Origin of the sequence: Arcobacter siniprincipis (SeqCode) (assembly GCF_048571125.1) — a bacterium.
Classification (GTDB): Bacteria; Campylobacterota; Campylobacteria; order Campylobacterales; family Arcobacteraceae; genus Arcobacter; species Arcobacter siniprincipis.
Genome location: NZ_CP182343.1, coordinates 2,897,238 through 2,918,206 on the forward strand (window position 1 = coordinate 2,897,238; position 20,969 = coordinate 2,918,206).

Consider the following 20,969-nt stretch of genomic DNA (forward strand, 5'->3'; position numbering starts at 1 on the left):
ATGAAAATATTATTATTAGAAGATAATAAAAGATTATCAAAACTTATTATTGAAGCCCTATGGGAAAAAAAATATAAAATTGATTGGTTCGAAGATGGAAGACATGCTTTGAATGCAGTTCATGATGGTTATGATTGTTTTATTTTAGACATAAATGTACCAGGAATAGATGGTCTTAGTTTATTAAAAGAAATTAGAGTTATGGATAAAAAAACACCCGCAATAATAATAAGTGCAAATGTTGAATTAGAGACTATTAAAGATGCTTATACTAATGGTTGCGATGAATATCTGAAAAAACCATTTTATATATATGAGTTAGAATTAAAGCTTAATAAATTTTGTAAAAAAGAAAAAGAGACTATAAATCTACTTGAAAACTATACTTATAACACAAGTAGTGAACTTTTGTATGATGAAAATAAACAAGAGATAAAATTAGCAAAAAAAGAGATTTTACTTTTAAATTTATTTATAAAAAATTGTGAGAAAATAGTTACCTTTGAACATATAGAACAATATGTTTGGGAAGGTGATTTTACTACAAATGAGAGTATCAGAACACTTGTAAAAAGACTAAGAAAGAAACTTCCAAAAGATACAATAACTTCACAAATTGGGATTGGATATAAACTACAAATTTCTTAAAATGGTAAATAAATTTTATCAAGTATCTCTTGATATTCTAACTTGGCATCACTATCACAAGTAATACCTCCACCACTTTTATAATAAAGATTTTCATCTTTATCTTTTTGAATAAATCTAATCATAACTGAACTATCTAAACTTTTTCCATCAAAAACCCCAAAAATACCAGTATAATAATCCCTCTCATATCCTTCTATTTCTTTTATGATTTCTACAGTTTTCCTTTTTGGTGTTCCTGTTATGGAACCAGCTGGAAGAAGGGAAAGTAAAATATCTCCTAACTTTTCATTCCAATTGCTTTGTAGTTCTCCTGATATTTTAGAACTCACTTGCAGAAGTTTCTTATCCCCTGCTTGTATTTCATCAATATATCTAAACCTATCTACTCGAACTTTAGTTGAAACTATTCCTAGGTCATTGCGAAGTAAATCTACTACCATCGTATGTTCAGCCATCTCTTTCATATCACCCAAGATTTTAGCACTAGCATTATCAATTGAAGCGTCTATAGTACCCTTCATAGGATAAGTATAGATTTTATCTTTTTTAATTTTTATAAATCTTTCAGGAGAAAAGCACACAAACTCATCTTTAAATTTTAATTTAAACTTTGATTCTGATTTTTCATAAATTTCATCTAAACTCAAATCACACTCTATTTTTGTTTTAGCTGTTAAATTTAATAAATAACTGTTTCCAGAAGCTATTTGTTCTTGCACATACTCAAATTTTGTTTTATACTCTTCAAAACTCATTGGATATTTTATCAAGGCTTCGTTTTTTATTGAACTTTTTTTCTCTTTAGGTGAGATTTCATATTTTATATCTTGGGGTAAATCTTTTAAGGGTTTTAAAAAGTAGTTTTTTAAGTCATAACTTATCATAAAAAAAAATGGCTCTTTAGAAGAGCCATAATTATTAAGTTGATTTATTAATTCTTGATTATTCAAATATATACTATTGAGAAAGTATTAGTTTTTTAAGTACTGCCATTCTAACAGCAACACCATTTTTAACTTGTTTTAAAACTTTTGATCTAGGATCCAATAACATCTCATCACTAATATCAACATTTCTGTTCACTGGTCCTGGGTGAAGAAGTAAAATATCTCTATCTCCTAGAACTTCTTTTGTAATACAATAATCTTTTGCATAATCATTAATTGATTGGAAATATATTTCATTGTGTCTTTCTAATTGTGTTCTTAAACTCATCACAACATCAACTTCATCAATTACTTCTGAAATATTATCATATTGCTTATGTTCATTTGTTTCTGATTTAAAACAATCAGGAGCTACAAAACATACATCTAAGCCAAATCTAGGAAGAAGTTTTCTATTAGATCCAGCAACTCTTGAAGTTCTAACATCTCCTACTATTGCAACTTTTTTATTTTCAACTTCTCCATCAAAATGTTCCATAATAGTAAACAAATCAAGTAAGGCTTGAGTAGGATGTGCATGTTTGCCATCACCTGCATTGATTATTGGACAATTTACAAGATCAACTAAAGTTCCTGGTAATCCACACTCTGAATGTCTTATAATAATAGCATCTGGACACATTGCATTAATATTTGCAACAGTATCAAATATAGTTTCACCTTTACTACTTGAACTTGTTCCCACATCAAGTGAAACAATCTCAGCACCCAATCTTTTTGCAGCTATTTCAAAAGCACTTCTAGTTCTTGTAGAGTTTTCAAAAAATAATGTAACTACTACTTTGCCTTTTAAAATATCCCTTGATTTCATATCTAAAAACAGTTTTGCATCATCAAATAATGAAATAATCTCCTCGTTTGTAAAGTCTGAAGTTCTTATGAGGTTTTGCATCTATTATCCTTGCCTTTTTAAAAACAAATTTTATCAAAAAAAAGATTAAATTGGTTATAATATTTTCCTATTCTCCCTAAGGAACTTAATGAAATTTTCACTTTTTTTAATATTTACAATCACATTTTTACTTTCTAATGCAAATGCACAGTTTAATCAAAAAGTTTCCTTTGATGAAGTTAAAAAAAATATCTCGTATGAAAATGATATAAAACCCATACTAGACAAAAGATGTGTAGTTTGTCACTCTTGTTATAATTCACCTTGCCAATTAAAAATGAGCTCACTTGAAGGTCTTTTAAGGGGAGCAACAAAAGAGGTTATTTATAAAAATAGATTAAAAGCCGGTGAGATGACAAGACTCTTTGTAGATGCAACTACAACTGAAAAATGGAGAGAAAAAGGCTTTTATCCAGTAAATGAAAAGATACCAAATCTAAATGCTTCTATCATGTCTTATTTATTAAATCAAAAACAAAAATTTCCAAAAATAAAAGGAAATTATGCACCAGAAGATGATGAACTAACTTGTATAAAAGATAAAGATGAACTTGAGAAATATTTAAATGATAAGCCTTATCATGGTATGCCATATGGTTTTCCAGCTTTAAAAAAAGAAGAACATAACCTTCTTATGACTTGGTTAGATAAAGGAATAAAAAAGCCTAAAATCATACAAACAAAAGAACCAAAAGAGATAAAAATCTTCGAAGACTTTTTGAATAATCAAGATGTAAAACATAAAGTAACAGCTAGATATATTTATGAACATCTTTTCTTAGCTCATATTAAATTTCCTGATAGTAATGATTTTTACGAACTAGTAAGGTCTTATACAAAACCAAATACAAGTGTAAAAGTAATAGCAACAAGACTTCCTTATGATAAAGTAGAAGAACCATTTTATTATAGATTCCAAAAAATAAAATCAACTATTGTTCATAAAACACATATGGTATATAATCTTGATGAAAGTAAATTAAAAAGATATAAAGACCTTTTTATAAATACAAATTGGGAAGCAAAACCTACTTTAGTAAGTTATGATTCAAAAATAGCAGCAAATCCATTAACAGCTTATGAACAAATACCTGCAACATCTAGATACAACTTTTTACTTGATAATATCCATTATTTTATTATGACATTTATAAGAGGTCCTGTTTGTAAAGGTCAGATTGCACTAAATGTTATAAATGACCATTTTTGGGTTGCCTTTAAAGATCCAAAATTTGATGTAACTCTTCATGATAGTAACTTTATACATGACAATTTAAAAAAACTTAGTGTACCAAATGAGTATGGACCAAACGCCCCTATTTTGGATGCTTTTGATTTTTTTAGTTACGACCAAGACACTATAGCTTATTATAAAAATAAAAATGAACTATATAAAAAATATTATAAAAAGGGAATAGATATAAATAGTATCTGGAAAGGCAATAATAGTGAAGAAAAAAACAATGATGCAATATTGACCATATATAGACATTTTAACTCTGCCTCAGTTCAAAAGGGAGCCTTAGGTGATATTCCTAAAACTATGTGGGTCATTGATTACCCTTTATTAGAAAGACTTTATTATTCTCTTGTTGTGGGATTTGATGTTTTTGGGAATACTCCTCATAAACTACTAGTAAGAAAATATATGGACAGATTAAGAATAGAAGGTGAAAGTAACTTTTTAGAATACCTTCCAAAAGATATAAGAAAAACTCAATTTGATAAATGGTACTTAGGGTATACTGCAAAATGGCTAATAACTTATACTCCCTCTCAAAATGAAACCTTAGTAAAATATAAATCTAAAGAGTATAAAAAAGAGTTGATGTTAGATATATTAAAATATACAAATACACCAAAAGATAAATTAAATTTTATAGAAAAAGGGTATAAGCAATCCCCTATATTGAAACAATATAATACAAAAAGTCAAATCGAGCAAAGTCTAAAAGACTTAACACTAAAAAAGAATACAACTCTTTTTAGAGACTATTCAAGTAATAATTTCAATCTTTCATATTTAAGAATACAAATGAATAATAAAGAAGACTATGTTTATTCAATAGTCATAAATAAATGGCATGACAATGTTGCGTTTTTATTTAATGAAAGTGAAAGATTGGATTCTAGCAAAGATAGAATAAATATATTAAAAGGTTTTGTAGGCTCATATCCAAACTTATTTATTGTTGTAAAACAAGATGATTTAAGTGAATTTTTTAATATTTTAATAAATTATAAGAAAGATGATAATGAAAAATTATCTAAATATTTTATTAGTAGAGAAAATAAAAACTTTTGGGAAGTATATGATTGGTTTCAAAATGAATTTAATAAGGAGCAACCTATAGATTCAGGAATTTTTGATTTAAATAGATATTTTAAAAAATCTATTCTTCCTATAACTAATTAAAAATATATTTTCGATATAATAAGCATATTTTTTTAGGAAGTTTATAAAATGTTAGAACAATTAGATAAAGATTATGTATTAAATACTTATGCAAGAAATTATGTTAACTTTAAAAGAGGAGAAAATGCTACTCTTTTTGATGATAAAGATAATAACTACATAGATTTTACTTCAGGTATTGGTGTTGTTAGTGTTGGACATGGAAACAAACAAGTAGCAGATGCTATTTATGATCAAGTTAGTAAGATAACTCATATTTCAAACCTTTATGCAATCGAGCCACAAGCACTTTTAGCTAAAGAAATTGCTAAACTTAGTGGTTATGATGTGGCAACATTTTTTGCAAATAGTGGAGCCGAAGCAAATGAAGGTGCAATAAAAATTGCAAGAAAATATGGGCAAACAAAATTTGCAAATAAAAAATATAAAGTGATAACTTTAGAGCACTCTTTTCATGGAAGAACTATTACTACTGTAAAAGCTACAGGTCAAGATAAATTTCACTCGCCAAATTTTTCTCCATATCCTGAAGGGTTTTCATACAATAAACAAATCAATGACATCTATAACTCAATAGATGAAGAAACTGTTGCAGTGATGATTGAACTTGTTCAAGGTGAAGGTGGCGTTCAACCTTTCGAAAAAGAAGAGATTCAAAAATTAGCTGCATTTTTAAAAGAAAAAGAGATTTTACTTATCGTAGATGAAGTTCAAACAGGTGTTTATAGAACAGGCGAATTTTTAGCCTCAAACTTATATGAAATAGAACCTGATATTGTAACTTTGGCAAAAGGTTTAGGTGGAGGAGTTCCTATTGGAGCTATTTTGACAAAACACAAAGATATCTTTTCTCCTGGTGATCATGGTTCAACTTTTGGTGGAAATTATTTAGTTACAAGAGCAGGATTAGAAGTTTTAAAAATCTTAGATGAATATAAAGATAAAGGTGCGCTAGATGAAGCTATTATCTACTTTGAATCAAAATTAGCTGCTTTATATGAAAAGTATCCAAATATCTTTATTTCAAAAGTTGGTTTAGGTCTTATGAGAGGACTTAGAGCTAAAGATGAAGCTACTTTAGCAGCTATTATTAAAAATAGTTTTGAGCAAGGGGTATTAGTCTTAAAATCAGGAAGAAATACTTTAAGATTTTTACCAGTATTAACTATCACAAAAGAAGAAATTGATGAAGGGTTCAAAAGGCTAGATGATGCAATTTCTAAGATTTAGACTATCTTTAGCAACTATTGTTTTAGTTGCTAGTTCTTCTTTTGCAGCACAAAGTGATAAGTTAGATGACTCTATTCTTTCAAAAAAAAGATTAGAAATATTTGACTTATCAAAAGAGCAAATAGAAGAGAATAGTTCAAAACTTAAAAAAGATTGGATAAATCCAGTAAATTATACCTATTCAAAAGTTTATGGAGATAAATATGATACTGAAAAGTCTCTTATCTCTGTAGACCAACCCATATTTAAAACTGGTGGTATTTACAAAGCTATAAAATATGCAAATGCTCAAAGACTCTATTCTCACCTAGATTTAGATTTGCAAAAAAAAGCTATGATAAAAGATACCACAACCATTTTATTCAATATCCATAAACTGCAACTTCAAATAAAAAAACAAGAACTCTTAGTAAAAAATGGTGAAATAGATATCCAAAGAAAAAAAGAACAAGTACTTAATGGCTTTGCTGATACTTCATTACTAGATAATGCAATACTTGATACAAATACAAGTAGAAATGCTCTAGCTGATTTAGTTTATCAAAAAGAAGAATTAATAAATCAGTTTGGTACATATGCAAGTGGTGATTATGAAAGTTTTACTTTGCCAAAATTTAGCATTTTAGATAAAGAAAATTTCTTAAAAGATAATCTAACTTTAAAAAGAGCAAAAGCAGACATAAGTAGTAAAAAAGACTTCTCATGGATGACCATATCAAAATACCTTCCAACAGTCAGTGCAACCTTTGATTATACAAAATATCACTCAAGTAATAATCCTACAATTGACACAGGAGATGATGTACAAAACTATGGAATAAAAATCACTATGCCACTTGATACAAGAACATTCAATGATATTCAAAGTACTAGAATAGATTATCTAAAGGCAAAATTAGATTTTGACAACCAAATTTTAGAACAAGAAAACTATTTCAAAAGTAAACTATCAAAAATCAAAATGATAGATTCAAAAATAGACATTGCAAAAAATGATTATGTATTATACAACTCCCTACTTGATGTAGTTGTGGAAGAAAAAGAAGCAGAACTAAAAACCCAAAGTGATGTGGATACCCTACTAAATTCCAAAAAAATCAGAGAACTAGACCTCAAAATTTACAATATCGATAAACAAATCGAACTTTTAGATATTTATTCTAAAATAAGCTAAGAGTGTACTAAATATTTCTATCTTATTATATCTTTTGAAAATCTAACTATAATTCTAACTTCCCTTTATATTTTATCGGGAACTCTGGAAAATATAATGGGGCATTTCACAATTAAATCCCGCCTTTATATCTTCTTGGTAGTCCTGGCATTGTTAGTTGTAGTTCATAGCCTTTTTTTATTGTTTCATCTGATAGGTTCCATTTCTCTTTTAAAAATGAGATTATGTATTCTTTTGGTTTTCCATATTCTATTAAATTTATCATATATGCACTTGCCCTTATATCATCATTTAAATTTTGATGGTATAGTCAAGATATACCTTTTATTGATTCAGCACTCTCTCTATAGCTAATTTATAGTATTTAATTGCATTTTGATAATCTTTTAATTCCCTGTTGTATAATAATCCTATATTAAATAAAGAATCAATTGAATCATCTAATAAATACCATTTGATAGAATTTTGATAATCTTTTAAATTTCTGTAACTATTACCTAATCCTAAAGTAGCTTTATTATATCCCATAGAAATAGCTTTTTTATACCAACTTATAGCTTCATAATAGTCTTTTATTTTGTTCTGATATATAACGCCTAAGTTATATGCAGAAACTTTATCCATATCAGAATCTTTATACCACTCAACAGCCTCAGGATAAGCTTTAAGCCTTGGATCCATATCTTTTGTTGATTTGATTACTACTTTCTCTCCTATAGGTTTTTCTTCACATCCTGTCATAAAGATTAAAAGTGCGAGTATTGCTAGTATTTTTATTAGTTTAGTCATTTGTTATTGTTCCTATAAATTTTTCGTCTTCTTGATTTAAAAATGCTTCTTTAAAGTTTAGTACTGATACATATCCTATTTCTCTAGAAGAATATATATAATCATATTTTAATGATATATTTTCTGTTAAAACTATGATTGAGTATTTTTTATTATTTAACTCTGATATTTTTGAAGCTTCAATTATATCATTATTTGATAAATCATAAGTATAGAAGTCTTCAAAAGGTATTCCTTCTTTCTGCATTACTTTATATTTATTTTTATCAGTTTTAATAATTAGTTTAAATTTACTATCATCAAATATTTGTTTAGGTATTTTAGCTCTTGTTGCTTTATATAATCTTGTTTTTTTATCTATTGAATATCTAGAACTAAACAACTCTAAATCCAATCCAAAAAGTGTTTTTTTAAGTACTGATATCTCATTTAACAAAGCAGAATCTAGTATGCCTTTATTTTTATCATAATTATTTCCTATAAAGTTTTGAATATCTTTAAAAGTATTAAATTGTGGTATTTTTAAATCAGAGTCTTTTAATGTTCTATTTAAAATTGTTGTCCTAAATTTTAAACCATCATCTGTTTTTGTTTTATACAGAAGGGATTTATTTATATAGTTTTCTAATTTGCTATCTATTACTTTATGGGATAATAAATACCAAGCTAATTCTACAACTGCAAGAAATAGAAATACTCCTACAGTAAAAGGAACAGCTAAAAAAAGTGTTAAAGTCAAGGCACTTTTTAAGGTCACAAAAAAAGCTGCATCATAGTCTTCATCTTTTGCATATTTTTCTATCTCAAATTCAGTTGATATTATAATTGTTGGTATAGCTAAAAATGCTATTACTTTTCCACTTGCATTTTTTGTGATATTTACATTTTCTTTTGAAAACATTTTTTGCATTTTTTGCTTTTACTATTAATCTAGATTTAGTTCACCTTTATATCTTCTAGGAAGTCCTGGCATTGTTAGTTGTAATTCATAGCCTTTTTTTATTGTTTCATTAGATAGGTTCCATTTATTTCTTAACAAATTTAATACTTCATCTTTTGAATATTTTTCATCAATTAAAGCAATATAATAAGCACTTGCTTTGACATCATCATTTAAGTTTTCATGATACAATAAGCCAATATTTTTTATAGCAGATAAACTCTTTCTCTTTATAGCTTTTTTATACCAATTTTCTGCTTTCTTATAATCATTAAGATTTATTTCATATAGTAAAGCTAATCCTTCTGCTGCTTTTTTATCTCCTGCTAAATATGCTTGTGTGTAATATTTTATACTATTTTTATAGTCCTGAATATCTTTATATGAAGTAGCCATATTTACAAGGTTTTGATTAATAGTTTTAATTGAATCTGAATACAGATACCATTCTATAGCTTTTTTTCATCTTTAATCTTCTCACTATAGATGTTTGCTATATTATAAGCCGCAATCTCATCATCATCAGCTAATTGAAACCATTTCCCAGTATCTCTATAGTTTGTTAATCTATCTTCCCACTCAGGCTTAGGAAGTCTAACTTTTTTTTCACTATTTATCGTACTTGAACTTTCATTATCATCACAAGCACTAAAGCCTAAGGCTAGTAAACTAACTAATACTATTTTTATTATATTATTTCTTATTTTCATTTTTTGTCTCTTTTATCTCTTCTATTTTTTTATAATCTTCTTCATTTAAAAGTTTTTCTTCTAGGTCATCTATCTCTAGATTTATTATTGGAGAGAAACCTTCTGAAGAGTACTCTTTTTTAAATTTTACTTTATATTTAATCTGTGCATGGTCATTTGAAAGTATTATATAACAATCACTTGAAGCTAACTTCTCTATTTCACTTGCACCTTTATTTTGCCAATTATAATCCTCATATTTAGGTTTTATAAAATCATAAATATAATCTTCTTCATATGGTGTTGTATATACTTCTTCATAATTTCCATTTTTAGAAACTAAAAGTATATAAATTATTCATTTTCTTAATTCATTATTTCCCAACATAAAAAGGAGAGTTAGGATTGTGTGAATCTGCTACTCCTTGTTGCATTCTTTGTTCATTATCTACTTCATTTTGTTTATGGATAATATATCTTCCGCCAAAGAAAACAATAAGTACAATTATAATAACTAGTGTTTTATTCATTTTATAATCCTAACTCACCTTTAAATTTAATTGGGAAATCATCTGAGTTTAATTGTAGTTCATAGCCTTTTTTTATTGTTTTGTTTGGGATTTTCCAAGTGTTTTGGAGTAGTTTTAAAACTGACCTTTTTGTATATTTTGTATTGATTAGTGCAATTGCATAGGCACTTGCTTTAATATCATTTTTTAAATCTTCATGGTAAAAAGTTGCAAAACTTTGATAAGTAGAGTGATGATTTTGTGCAATAGCTTTTTTATACCATTTTTCAGCTTCTTTATAATCTTTAATTTTTGAAGAATATAAATACCCTAAATTGTTCGCAGATAAACTATCTTTAGTTTTGTTATATGCTTGTTTATAATATTTAATTGCTTCATCATATTTTTTATTATCTTCATTGACTGTAGCTAATAGCACTATTGCTTTATCCCATTTTAAATCAATAGCTTTTTTACACCAAGTGATTGCTTCATCATATTTTTTTAGTTGTTGCAATGCATAACATGCAAAATATGAGTTTTCACCTAAAGGAATCATTGAATCAGCATATTTATACCACTCTAAGGCTTTTTTATAATCATGTAGCTCTTCTGAGTAGGCATAGCCTATTTTTGTGGCTGGGACTGGGTCTTTTTTGGCATCATACCATAGTCCTATTAATCCCATTTTTCTTAGATTTTCAGAATTAGGAATAAGTAAAGAAGGAGTAAATTTAACTTCCTTATCTTCTTTTTTATTATCTTCACAAGCAGTAAAGCTTATACTTATTATTCCTATTATTAATATCTTAACTATTGTTTTTATCATTTTAATTATTTCCTTCTAATATCTTTTCATCTTCAGGGGTAAAACTTATTTGTTCTAATGATTCTATTTTTATCTCACAATCCATTTTTGGTACAAAATTTGAAGTTGCTATTTTATTTAAATCTTTAAATACTACTTTATATTTTAAATCTATCAAAGAACTTGTAACTATTATATATGAGCTATGATTCTCTTTTTTTATTTTATTTGTAAAACTATTTAAAAGAAAGTAAGAATCCTCTTCTGGGAAGAAATTAAAAATATAATAAATCCCTTCATCTGTTAAAACTTCCCCAATTCCTAAATATTCATCTTTATAAGGAGAAAAGAAAAGTTTAAACTCTTTATCATCTGCAATTATTTTTGGTATCTTTAATCCTTCATAAGCATAGAAATTAATCTCATAACCATTTACTGTTTTTACTTTTTGATGACTTTTTATTCTCTCTTTATCTAATTTATACCCATACATAGCAGACTGTAAAAAGCTTAATTCATTTTTTAATGCAGTATCAAAATACAACTCATTTGTTTTATAATTCTCTCCTATAAAATTTGTTATCTTTTTTGCACTTATAAATCCTTCACTATTTATAGTTTTTAGTTCTTCTTTTTTATTTGTTGTTTCTAATAGATATTTTGATGGAAAGCCTTTTATCTTTTTATCTTTACTTTTTTATTCTATTCATCTAAATCTAACTTCCCTTTATATTTTATTGGAAATTCATCTGAATTTAGTTGTAACTCATATCCTTTTTTTATTGTTTCTTTTGGGATTTTCCATTCATCTTGTAATACTTTTAAAACTGAAGATCTTGTGTATTTTGTATCTATTAGTGCTATAGTATAAGCACTAGCTTTTAAATTATTTTTTATAGTATAAAAATAGAATCTTCCAATATTATGATAAGAGTCTACACTATTCCCTTTAACACCTTTTTTATACCATTCTTCCGCTTCTTTATAGTTTCCTAGTTTTTCATTTGTAAGTCCAATACTAGTAACAGCTATTTTTTCACCTTTTGCATATGCTTTACTAAACCATTTTAAAGCATTTTCAAAATCATTTTTTTTATAGTAAACTGTCCCCAATTGGTAGAAAGCCTTATCCCATTTTAAATCAATAGCTTTTTTACACCAAGTGATTGCTTCATCATATTTTTTTAGTTGTTGCAATGCATAACATGCAAAATATGAGTTTTCACCTAAAGGAATCATTGAATCAGCATATTTATACCACTCTAAGGCTTTTTTATAATCATGCAACTCTTCTGAGTAGGCATAGCCTATTTTCATCGCTGGGACTGGGTCTTTTTTTGCATCATTCCACAAACTCCAGTATTTGTTAATATTATTCTTTGCTTTTTCATCCCATTCTGGCATAGGTAAACTAGCTTTAAATTCATTTTCTCCTTTATTATCATTACAAGCACTAAGTGCTAGTAAAAGTAAAGTTATAAAAGATATTTTAGTTAGTATTTTTATCATATTTTATTTTTTCTCTTCTTTTTTTATAAATTGTTCTAAGTTTTCTACATCTTCTGGTGTAAAACTTACTTGTTCAAAGTTTACTGCATCTAAGTAAACTATCTCTCTGTAGTCATATGTAAATTCATACTTCAATTCTACTTGTGAAGATAGGATTATAATAGATGCTTTTTTATGGTTTATATTAGCAAGTTGATCTAAAGTATTAAATTCTTGTTCTAATAAGTCATAAACTGCATAATCATTTTCTTTTACAAGAAGATTTTGTTTAATCTCTTTATAATCATTACCTATATTAAAAATAAATTTACTATCTTCATTATCAACTAAAACCTTAGGAATCTTCACAAAAGTATCCTGCCATATTTTAGTATCATGTCCATAGTGATTTTTAAGCTTTCTTTCTCTTCTTCTACCTAGAAGTTCTAACTTATATCCAAATATAGATGATTTAAAAAAGCTTAATTCATTATTTAATGCCGTATCAAAATACAACTCATTTGTTTTATAATTCTCTCCTATAAAATTTGTTATATTTTTTGCACTTATAAATCCTTCACTATTTATAGTTTTTAGTTCTTCTTTTTTATTTGTTGTTTCTAATAGATATTTTGATGGAAAGCCTTTTATCTTTTTATCTTTACTTTTTTATTCTATTCATCTAAATCTAACTTCCCTTTATATTTTATTGGAAATTCATCTGAATTTAGTTGTAACTCATATCCTTTTTTTATTGTTTCTTTTGGGATTTTCATTTCTTCTTTTAAAACTCTTAAAACTGAAGATCTTGTATACTCTGTATCTATTACTGCTATTGCATAAGCTGAAGCTTTTATATCATTCTTTAATTTTTCATGATATAAGCTAGAAATATTTTTATATGATTCATAATTATTCAATTTAATTGCTTCTTTATACCATTTCTCAGCTTCTTGATAATTATTTACTTTTTTAGAAAAAATAAATCCTAAATTATTTGCAGACATTTTATCTTTTGTTTTTTCAAATGATTGTTTATAATAAAATACTGCTTTATCATAATCATTTAGTTCCTTATAAATATCTCCCATTCTAAACAAAGCTTTATCCCATTTTAAATCAATAGCTTTTTGGCACCAAGTGATTGCTTCATTATATTTTTTTAGTTGTTGCAATGCATAACATGCAAAATATGAGTTTTCACCTAAAGGAATCATTGAATCAGCATATTTATACCACTCTAAGGCTTTTTTATAATCATGTAGCTTTTCTGAGTATGTGTATCCTATTTTAGTGGCGGGGATTGGGTCTTTTTTTGCGTCATGCCAATTTGCTATATAACCATCTATAGTAGATGAAACTTTTTTATCCCATTCTGGCATAGGTAAACTAGCTTTAAATTCATTCTCTTTTTTATTGTCATTACATGCTGTAAAGGATACTAAAAGTAGGGCTGTGATAGTTATTTTTATTATTGACTTTATCATATTCTATTTTTCCTCTTCTTTTTTTATAAATTGTTTTAAGTTTTCTACATCTTCTGGTGTAAAACTTACTTGTTCAAAGTTTACTGCATCTAAGTAAACTATCTCTCTGTAGTCATATGTAAATTCATACTTCAATTCTACTTGTGAAGATAAAACTATTATAGAAGCTTTTTTATGGTTTAGTTCATTTAATTCTACCAAGGTAGTAAAATTCTGATTTTGTAAATCGAATATGTAGTAGTCCTCTTCTTTAGGTATCATATTTTTATCAATAATTTCGTAATTGTTCTCGCTATTAAAAACAAATTTACTCGATTTATCTTCAACCAAAGCACTAGGAATTTTCACAAAAGTATCCTGCCATATTTTAGTATCATGTCCATAGTGATTTTTAAGCTTTCTTTCTCTTCTTCTACCTAGAAGTTCTAACTTATATCCAAATATAGATGATTTAAAAAAGCTTAATTCATTTTTTAATGCAGTATCAAAATACAACTCATTTGTTTTATAATTCTCTCCTATAAAATTTGTTATCTTTTTAGCACTTCTAAATCCTTCACTATTTATAGTTTTTAGTTCTTCTTTTTTATTTGTTGTTTCTAATAGATATTTTGCTGGAAAGCCTTTTATCTTTTTATCTTTACTTTCTAGATATATATCATCTTTATAAAACAATGACTTTTTTAAATAGCTTTCAAATGCACTATCCTCAAGCTTTAACATAACTATTGCATATGCAATTGAACTTAGTGATACAAACACAACCAAAGGTGTTCCACTTGTTACAAATAAAGCTACTATATTTAAAGTAATCATCCCAACAGTTGCACCTAAGGCATCATAATCTTCATTCTTTTTATATTTTATCGCATCTAGTACAGAGATAACTATTACTGCATATGCTGATACTCTTGCAAAAGCTTTTCCTGCTCCTGCTAGAAATTCATTATTTGCAAGATTTATTTTTATTAGCTCTTTCCCTCCTGATTTTTTATTCATTCTATTTAAAAAAGCTTGTGCCATATTTTCAAACTTTTCATTCTGCATTATCCCTACTAATGCACTATTTAGCCCTGCAAAATCATTTACAAAGCCTATAGTTGATTTTATATCTTTATTTTTATTATCATAGATGTACTCTTTTATTGAAGCAATTGCTAGCATAGAAGAGTAGGCTTTAAAGGCTAAGCCTAATTGTAAGGCTCTTGATTTTGCTATATCTTTTACTTGATAGGTTTCATTATTTGAATACTCTTTCAAAAACTTATCCAAACTTTTATCAATCTGATCTGTTACTCCACACATAAATTTTAAGCTTGAATAAAACTCATTTTCTAATTTTTTAATATCTTTATCTAAATCCAAAGGCTCTATCTTTTTATGTTTTTCATTCATAGCTTTTTTTGCTAGTTTTTGATATTTATCAAAAAACTTTTGAGCTTTAGTTTTTGCCGTTTTACTTGATTTTAAAAAAAGTAGTTCATTTAAAAGTTGTTTAATAATATACTCATCAAAATATTCTGAAATTTGATATTTTCCTAAAAGAAGCTCTTTAGCTGTATCTTCTAGTTTTATTTTTTTTTCTACTATATCATCAGTAAAATTTAAAAGATATTGAATATCTTCACTGGCAAATATTCCATTTACTGCGACTTCTTCATCTAAAGCAATTTTTGTAGAACAAAGAGAATAAATAATATTCATACCTCCTACTACATATTCAAATCTATCTATATCACAACTTTGATATTTTAACAGTAACTCTTCTAAGCTTCCTTGAGAGAACTTTGTTTTAATAATTTTTAATATACTTTTAGGTGATGTAACTGCTTTTTCTTGATAATACTTTATATCTTTTGGAATATAAAGTAGATTGCTTTTAAAATTTACTCTATAAGAGTAATCAAAGGATTTCATAATGTGATGATTATCTATTTGTTTATAATCTTCTAAGAAGTGATTATTCTTTTCATCATTTGAAAAAATCTTTTTAATAAAGTTTTTATTATCTCTTGTTGTTTGACTATAAAACTCTTGCTTTTCTATTAATTGTTTTACATTAGAGATGCTTTTTTGTCCAATATTTGGTAAAGGAACTATTTTTCTATAGGCTATTAAAAACTCATCTCTTATTTTTACTACTTTTGAATAGTCTATAAGATTTTTTAAATCTTCTTCAAAATCGTCTAAAAAGAATAAACAAAAAACCATATGTGCCAAAACTTGCTCTGAATCTTTTTTTACTAAAGTATAATCATCATTTCCTGTAAACTTCATCAACGATTCAGTTTTTTTATCATCAGCAACATGATAAAAAATATTTTGATACTTTATAAACTTATTATTTGTTGAGCTATTTTTCATGTAAGGAATACTATAAATATAATCATTTGTATATCTAAATGCAGAGTTACCAACAGTACCTCTTTTTGAAGGGAATAGAGATTTAAAAGAGAAAAAGTCTTTTTTATAGTTTTCCAATATTTTATAAAAAGCAAAAGCTTTTTTATTGGTATCTTTATGAACTATATTTTCTATATCTTTTAAATCAAGTACATAATTATAAAGCTTTTTCTCAAAGAAAATCATTTCGACTAATTTACTGTAACAATTTTTTAAAATAAAGAGATTTTCTCTATATTCTTTATTTTCAAAGTCAGAAACATAAAAATAATCTACAAGATTAGCAATAGTATATGCATATGAATTTCTTGTCTTTATCTCATCAAAAATCTTTTGATTATAACTATATGCCAATTTATAATTGGTATAATACTCTTCATATAAATCTTCTATTTCTCCTATAGTGTCTTCTAAAAAACCAACAATAATATTTGAATTTTTTTCTCCATTTTGGGGTTTCTGTGCATCTAAAAGTTTTTGTTCAATTTTATTTTTATTGATACTATCTATATCTTTTATATAGATTCCACTTTTACTATCTAGTGATTTGGTATCTATTTTAAGCTCTGGTAGTTTTTGTATATCACTTAGATCTTTTAATTTGAAATTACTATAATAGATTTGATATGAACTGTTTTCTTTAAGTGGGATAAATTTTCTTATTATTTCATTTTGTGTATCATGATAGTAGATGTCTTTTAACTCTTCTGCATTTATTCCACCATCATTATAGATTTTATATTCTAAATATTCATTCCCTTTGACAACATATACAAAAGCTAAGGTATGGGAATAGATATTATCAAATTCTGATTTTTCTTTATCAACTGCATAGGTTTCATCTGCTTTTCTAAAACCTCTTGAAGGTCTTATTGGTTTATATATATCTTGTGATTTTCTTATTAAATAAAGTTTATATTTTATTGTAACTTCATTTTCTTCTTTTAGGTATTGTTCTTTTAACACTTTTTCTTCTGCTATTGTATCTTGATTTTCAAAACTAGGAATAGAAGATATTTTAGAAGTACCTTGTCCTGGGCTACTTAATACTACAGCTCTTCCTTTATCTGTTGTAAAGCCATCTGTTCTTAAAAGATAAGTTTCTCCTGTGGCTGAAACATTTACTTCTGTTCCTGCTGTTGAGATGGAAGCTACTTTTGTACACTTGTTCTTATCCCTTGGACAAGCAACTGGTGCTCCTAAAATATCTTTTAGGTATAAAGGTTTTGCTCCTGCAATCTTTAGGTTTGGAACACTTGATGTTAAGGTTACTTTTCCTCCACAAGCGCATTTTATAACCCCTGCTTCTATTACATTATATTCATTACCCATAATTTATCCAATTATTTTTGCATATGATACTTAAAAGTAATTTAATAGTTTATTATTGTTACAGTAAAGTTATAAATTTATAGTAATTTATATAAGTTTTATGATTTTTTGTAGTTTACACGATAATTAAAGTAAGACAAATAAGAAGATTATTTCTTCTTATTTGCAGGTAGATTTAAATAATATTCAATCTCACCTTCTGTTAGGATTTTGATAGTATTTGTACTTCCTGGAATTCCTGCTGGATATCCAATTGTTGCTATATATGGTCCTGTTTTATCTAAGATATTTCTTGATTCTAGATTTTTAAGCATCTTTTGAATCATCTTAGAAGCTTGTCCCTCTTTTAATACTGTAATAGGATAAACACCCCAAATAGCACTTAAAGAATTTAGAACTTTTCTCTTATGTGAAAATGCTAAGATTTTTGTTTTTGGTCTATATCTTGATATTTTCATTGCTGATTTACCTGAACTTGTAAGTGCTAAAATTCCTTTTGCACCTAAATCATCTGCTAATTTTGTAACTGTTCCTTGAATAACATCAAATTCATCTAAATATGCAAATTTACTTTGTTTATCAAAGTTATAAATCTCTTCTGTTTTAGCAATAATATTACTCATTGTTTCTACAACATTTACAGGGTCTGTTCCTACTGCACTCTCTTCAGAAAGCATTACAACATCTGTTCCATCTAAAACTGCATTTGCAACATCTGAGATTTCTGCTCTTGTTGCTCTTTCATTTTCTGTCATTGAAAGAAGCATTTGAGTTGCAGTGATTACTGGTTTACAAGCAATATTTGCTTTTTTGATAAGTCTTTTTTGGATAGTTGGAACTTCATAATAAGGAACTTCTATTCCTAAGTCTCCCCTTGCTACCATGATTCCATCACTAGCTTCAATTATTTCATCTATGTTTTCAACTGCATCAAATTTCTCTATTTTAGCTATTAGCTTTCCATGATATCCATTTAGAAGTTTTCTTGCATGTAACATATCTTTTTTATTTTGTACAAAAGAGATTGCAAAATAATCAACTTTGTTTTCAACTCCCCATGCAATATCTATTTCATCTTTTTTAGTAATAACATCAATATCAATTATTGTATTAGGAAAGTTCACACCTTTTCTTGAGCCTAATTTTCCATGATTTTCTATTTCTGCTTTTACTTGAACACCTGTTTCAATTACTTTTGCTCTAATAGTTCCATCATACAAATAAATATATTCATCTTTTTTTACTTTATCAAGTAATTCTGGATAGTTTAATGACGCTACATATTCATTCTCACTCTCTTGATATCCAACGATATCATCTTTTACAAATCTTATAGTATCACCTTTTCTTAATTCAAAAGGTTCTTTTAAATCCCCTAATCTAACTTTTGGTCCTGAAATATCTTGTAAAATAGCAACTGTAGTATTTAGATTTTCCATTGCTTTTCTTATATTATTTAATGTATTTAAATGGTATTCATGGCTTCCATGTGAAAAATTAAGTCTAAACATATTTGCGCCAGCTTTAATCAATCCTTCTATTATTTCTATCGTATCACTTGCTGGGCCTAAGGTTGCTAATATTTTTGTTCTTTTATTCATAAATCATTCCTTTCCTCTTTTGTTTGTGATTATATCATAATCCCAGTTACACACTAGTAACATTTTATAAACAGTTTTTAGATATTATTATTTTCATGAATACAAAATTTAGTACTTATTTTAACAATTGGCTTTATGGCAAAGATGGATATTATACAAAATATAAGGTTATTGGAAAAGATGGAGACTTTTTTACAGCACTCTCTACTTCAACATTTTTTCGTGGAAGTATTGCAAAAAAGATTGTTAATACAATCGGAAATAATAATAAAAAGTGCCAAGAAAAGGATTAAGACTTGGCACAATTTATAATTTTTTGAAATTTACCATTTAGTATGTGTTAAATCACACTGAATCATTTCTCCCCTATGAGCAGGAGTTCCTGGTTTTTCAGCTGATTCACAAAGTAAAGTAGTCCCGTAATCATTTCTTTTATCATGAGCATTAGTTCTAGCCCAAACAGATACAAGTGCTTTTTCTTCTGGTTTTGATTCACAAGAGCCATCTACTTGAAAAGCATGTATGGTATTTTCATGTAAATACAAAAGTGAATTCTCACTTTGACTTCCTGCGATCCACATATCAGGTTCATCTTTTGCACCTGAATCAAACTGAACTCTTCTAAATTTTTCATTTACTTTTACTGTTTTTAATAAAGGATTGTCTTCTCTTATTGCAAAACTTTTAAATTGTTTCACACAAGCAGGCATTCTCATATTATAATAAATTTCAGGAATAGCATGATTGTGATAAGGGTATAAAGAATCTACGACTTGAACCGTCATACCAACCTCAGCTCCTACTTTTTGTCCATTAATTTCATCAATTCTTAATAAACCCCAATGACCTAATATTTCAGCATAGGCATATCCTCCACGAATAATAAGAAAGTTTTTGGCATTTCTTTTACTCTCCTCCGCATACATTGGAAACCAACCTGCACTAGCCCAAAGATTAGGTAGAGAATTTGCACTTACATCATAAGGAAAAGTTTTTGGCATTTTAATATCATTACCAGTTACCATTTTATAAAAGTTTTTTGTAAACGCTTTCCCTCTTTTTTTTACATCTTCATTTTTTACTTTTTTGTCAAAGAACTCTTCAAAAGTCATACGATTTGCCCATTTGGCAACAGGAGACTTTTCTTGAAGTTCTCCTCCTGGATTATATATCCAATTTACATCTCTTCTTGCAGAGAAGCAAACTTTTGCTTTTTCTTTATTAAATAAGATTTGATAAATATTTTTAACCATATTTTTCATATCTCTTCTATCCATAATACACATTTTATTGTCTTTTTTTGTTGTATCATAAATAGCTTCATCTGAACTCATACAGTGATTTAAATCTCCATTAGTTAAAGCTAAAGCATAAGCTTTTAGATAAACTAAGGTTTCATCCCAAAGAATATCTACATATTTTTGATCTTTTTTACTATATTTTGCAGGTTCAGATAAACACTTAAACTCTGCATTTAATATATCACTTTTATCCAAATAATTTGGAATTTCCAATCCTGCACCATATAACAAATTTGTTAAAATTAATATAACTCCAAGTTTTTTAAAAATAAACATACCATTACCTTTTTTTCCAATAATAAAAGCTTTTGC

The 20,969-nt window shown here is 27.0% G+C and carries 21 protein-coding genes; 5 read left to right on the plus strand and 16 right to left on the minus strand.

Annotated features, from left to right (window positions below; translation table 11 throughout):
* The gene (locus ACNI3D_RS14740) at positions 1-648 is read left to right on the plus strand and encodes a response regulator transcription factor (RefSeq protein WP_129099568.1); all 648 of its coding nucleotides are present in this window, start codon (positions 1-3) and stop codon (positions 646-648) included.
* Here the strand turns inward: ACNI3D_RS14740 and ACNI3D_RS14745 are convergent.
* Both ACNI3D_RS14745 and ACNI3D_RS14750 read right to left on the minus strand, forming a co-directional pair.
* On the minus strand, positions 645-1,601 hold the full coding sequence (locus tag ACNI3D_RS14745) for an aminodeoxychorismate synthase component I (protein WP_419767536.1): 957 nt from the start codon (positions 1,599-1,601) through the stop codon (positions 645-647). The two genes, ACNI3D_RS14740 and ACNI3D_RS14745, sit on opposite strands and share 4 nt — an antisense overlap.
* Positions 1,602-1,608: 7 nt before the next feature.
* On the minus strand, positions 1,609-2,490 hold the full coding sequence (locus ACNI3D_RS14750; protein WP_129099566.1) for an aspartate carbamoyltransferase catalytic subunit: 882 nt from the start codon (positions 2,488-2,490) through the stop codon (positions 1,609-1,611).
* Positions 2,491-2,578: 88 nt separating this feature from the next.
* On the opposite strand from ACNI3D_RS14750, the gene ACNI3D_RS14755 reads away from it, so the two are divergent.
* The 3 genes from ACNI3D_RS14755 to ACNI3D_RS14765 are packed head-to-tail and all read left to right on the plus strand — an operon-like array spanning position 2,579 to position 7,310.
* The gene (locus ACNI3D_RS14755; RefSeq protein ID WP_419767537.1) at positions 2,579-4,906 is read left to right on the plus strand and encodes a fatty acid cis/trans isomerase; all 2,328 of its coding nucleotides are present in this window, start codon (positions 2,579-2,581) and stop codon (positions 4,904-4,906) included.
* Positions 4,907-4,954: 48 nt separating this feature from the next.
* Positions 4,955-6,136, plus strand: a complete 1,182-nt coding sequence (locus ACNI3D_RS14760; RefSeq protein ID WP_129099564.1) for an aspartate aminotransferase family protein — start codon at positions 4,955-4,957, stop codon at positions 6,134-6,136.
* Positions 6,117-7,310, plus strand: coding sequence for a TolC family protein (locus ACNI3D_RS14765; RefSeq protein ID WP_419767538.1), 1,194 nt, complete (start codon positions 6,117-6,119; stop codon positions 7,308-7,310). Before ACNI3D_RS14760 ends, ACNI3D_RS14765 begins: the two co-directional genes overlap by 20 nt.
* Positions 7,311-7,422: 112 nt before the next feature.
* On the opposite strand, the gene ACNI3D_RS14770 is transcribed toward ACNI3D_RS14765, so the two are convergent.
* From ACNI3D_RS14770 to pyk, 13 genes are all read right to left on the minus strand, one after another.
* Complete coding sequence (locus ACNI3D_RS14770; protein WP_419767539.1) at positions 7,423-7,575, minus strand: hypothetical protein; 153 nt, start codon at positions 7,573-7,575, stop codon at positions 7,423-7,425.
* 59 nt (positions 7,576-7,634) lie between these two features.
* A complete protein-coding gene (locus ACNI3D_RS14775; RefSeq protein WP_419767540.1) occupies positions 7,635-8,099 on the minus strand; it encodes a tetratricopeptide repeat protein in 465 nt (154 codons plus the stop codon).
* Positions 8,092-9,009: a hypothetical protein gene (locus tag ACNI3D_RS14780; RefSeq protein ID WP_419767541.1), complete on the minus strand. Its 918-nt coding sequence runs from the start codon at positions 9,007-9,009 to the stop codon at positions 8,092-8,094. The genes ACNI3D_RS14775 and ACNI3D_RS14780 overlap by 8 nt, the downstream gene beginning before the upstream one ends.
* A gap of 15 nt (positions 9,010-9,024) precedes the next feature.
* On the minus strand, positions 9,025-9,435 hold the full coding sequence (locus ACNI3D_RS14785; protein WP_419767542.1) for an SEL1-like repeat protein: 411 nt from the start codon (positions 9,433-9,435) through the stop codon (positions 9,025-9,027).
* A gap of 53 nt (positions 9,436-9,488) precedes the next feature.
* On the minus strand, positions 9,489-9,749 hold the full coding sequence (locus tag ACNI3D_RS14790; protein WP_419767543.1) for a hypothetical protein: 261 nt from the start codon (positions 9,747-9,749) through the stop codon (positions 9,489-9,491).
* 353 nt (positions 9,750-10,102) lie between these two features.
* On the minus strand, positions 10,103-10,258 hold the full coding sequence (locus ACNI3D_RS14795; protein ID WP_419767544.1) for a hypothetical protein: 156 nt from the start codon (positions 10,256-10,258) through the stop codon (positions 10,103-10,105).
* A gap of 1 nt (position 10,259) precedes the next feature.
* Positions 10,260-11,066, minus strand: a complete 807-nt coding sequence (locus ACNI3D_RS14800; protein WP_419767545.1) for a tetratricopeptide repeat protein — start codon at positions 11,064-11,066, stop codon at positions 10,260-10,262.
* Position 11,067: 1 nt separating this feature from the next.
* On the minus strand, positions 11,068-11,589 hold the full coding sequence (locus tag ACNI3D_RS14805; RefSeq protein WP_419767546.1) for a hypothetical protein: 522 nt from the start codon (positions 11,587-11,589) through the stop codon (positions 11,068-11,070).
* A 158-nt stretch (positions 11,590-11,747) separates the two neighbouring features.
* Positions 11,748-12,554: a tetratricopeptide repeat protein gene (locus ACNI3D_RS14810; RefSeq protein WP_419767547.1), complete on the minus strand. Its 807-nt coding sequence runs from the start codon at positions 12,552-12,554 to the stop codon at positions 11,748-11,750.
* A gap of 3 nt (positions 12,555-12,557) precedes the next feature.
* Positions 12,558-13,049: a hypothetical protein gene (locus ACNI3D_RS14815; RefSeq protein WP_419767548.1), complete on the minus strand. Its 492-nt coding sequence runs from the start codon at positions 13,047-13,049 to the stop codon at positions 12,558-12,560.
* A gap of 158 nt (positions 13,050-13,207) precedes the next feature.
* Positions 13,208-14,020, minus strand: coding sequence for a tetratricopeptide repeat protein (locus ACNI3D_RS14820; RefSeq protein ID WP_419767549.1), 813 nt, complete (start codon positions 14,018-14,020; stop codon positions 13,208-13,210).
* Between the two features lie 3 nt (positions 14,021-14,023).
* Positions 14,024-17,755, minus strand: coding sequence for a hypothetical protein (locus ACNI3D_RS14825; RefSeq protein ID WP_419767550.1), 3,732 nt, complete (start codon positions 17,753-17,755; stop codon positions 14,024-14,026).
* Positions 17,756-17,904: 149 nt separating this feature from the next.
* Positions 17,905-19,356, minus strand: coding sequence for a pyruvate kinase (gene pyk / locus ACNI3D_RS14830; RefSeq protein ID WP_419767551.1), 1,452 nt, complete (start codon positions 19,354-19,356; stop codon positions 17,905-17,907).
* Positions 19,357-19,451: 95 nt separating this feature from the next.
* Between pyk and ACNI3D_RS14835 the strand changes: the two genes are divergently transcribed.
* A complete protein-coding gene (locus ACNI3D_RS14835) occupies positions 19,452-19,649 on the plus strand; it encodes a hypothetical protein (RefSeq protein ID WP_419767552.1) in 198 nt (65 codons plus the stop codon).
* Between the two features lie 30 nt (positions 19,650-19,679).
* On the opposite strand, the gene dddY is transcribed toward ACNI3D_RS14835, so the two are convergent.
* Complete coding sequence (dddY, locus tag ACNI3D_RS14840) at positions 19,680-20,933, minus strand: dimethylsulfoniopropionate lyase DddY (protein WP_419767553.1); 1,254 nt, start codon at positions 20,931-20,933, stop codon at positions 19,680-19,682.
* Between the last annotated feature and the right edge of the window lie 36 nt (positions 20,934-20,969).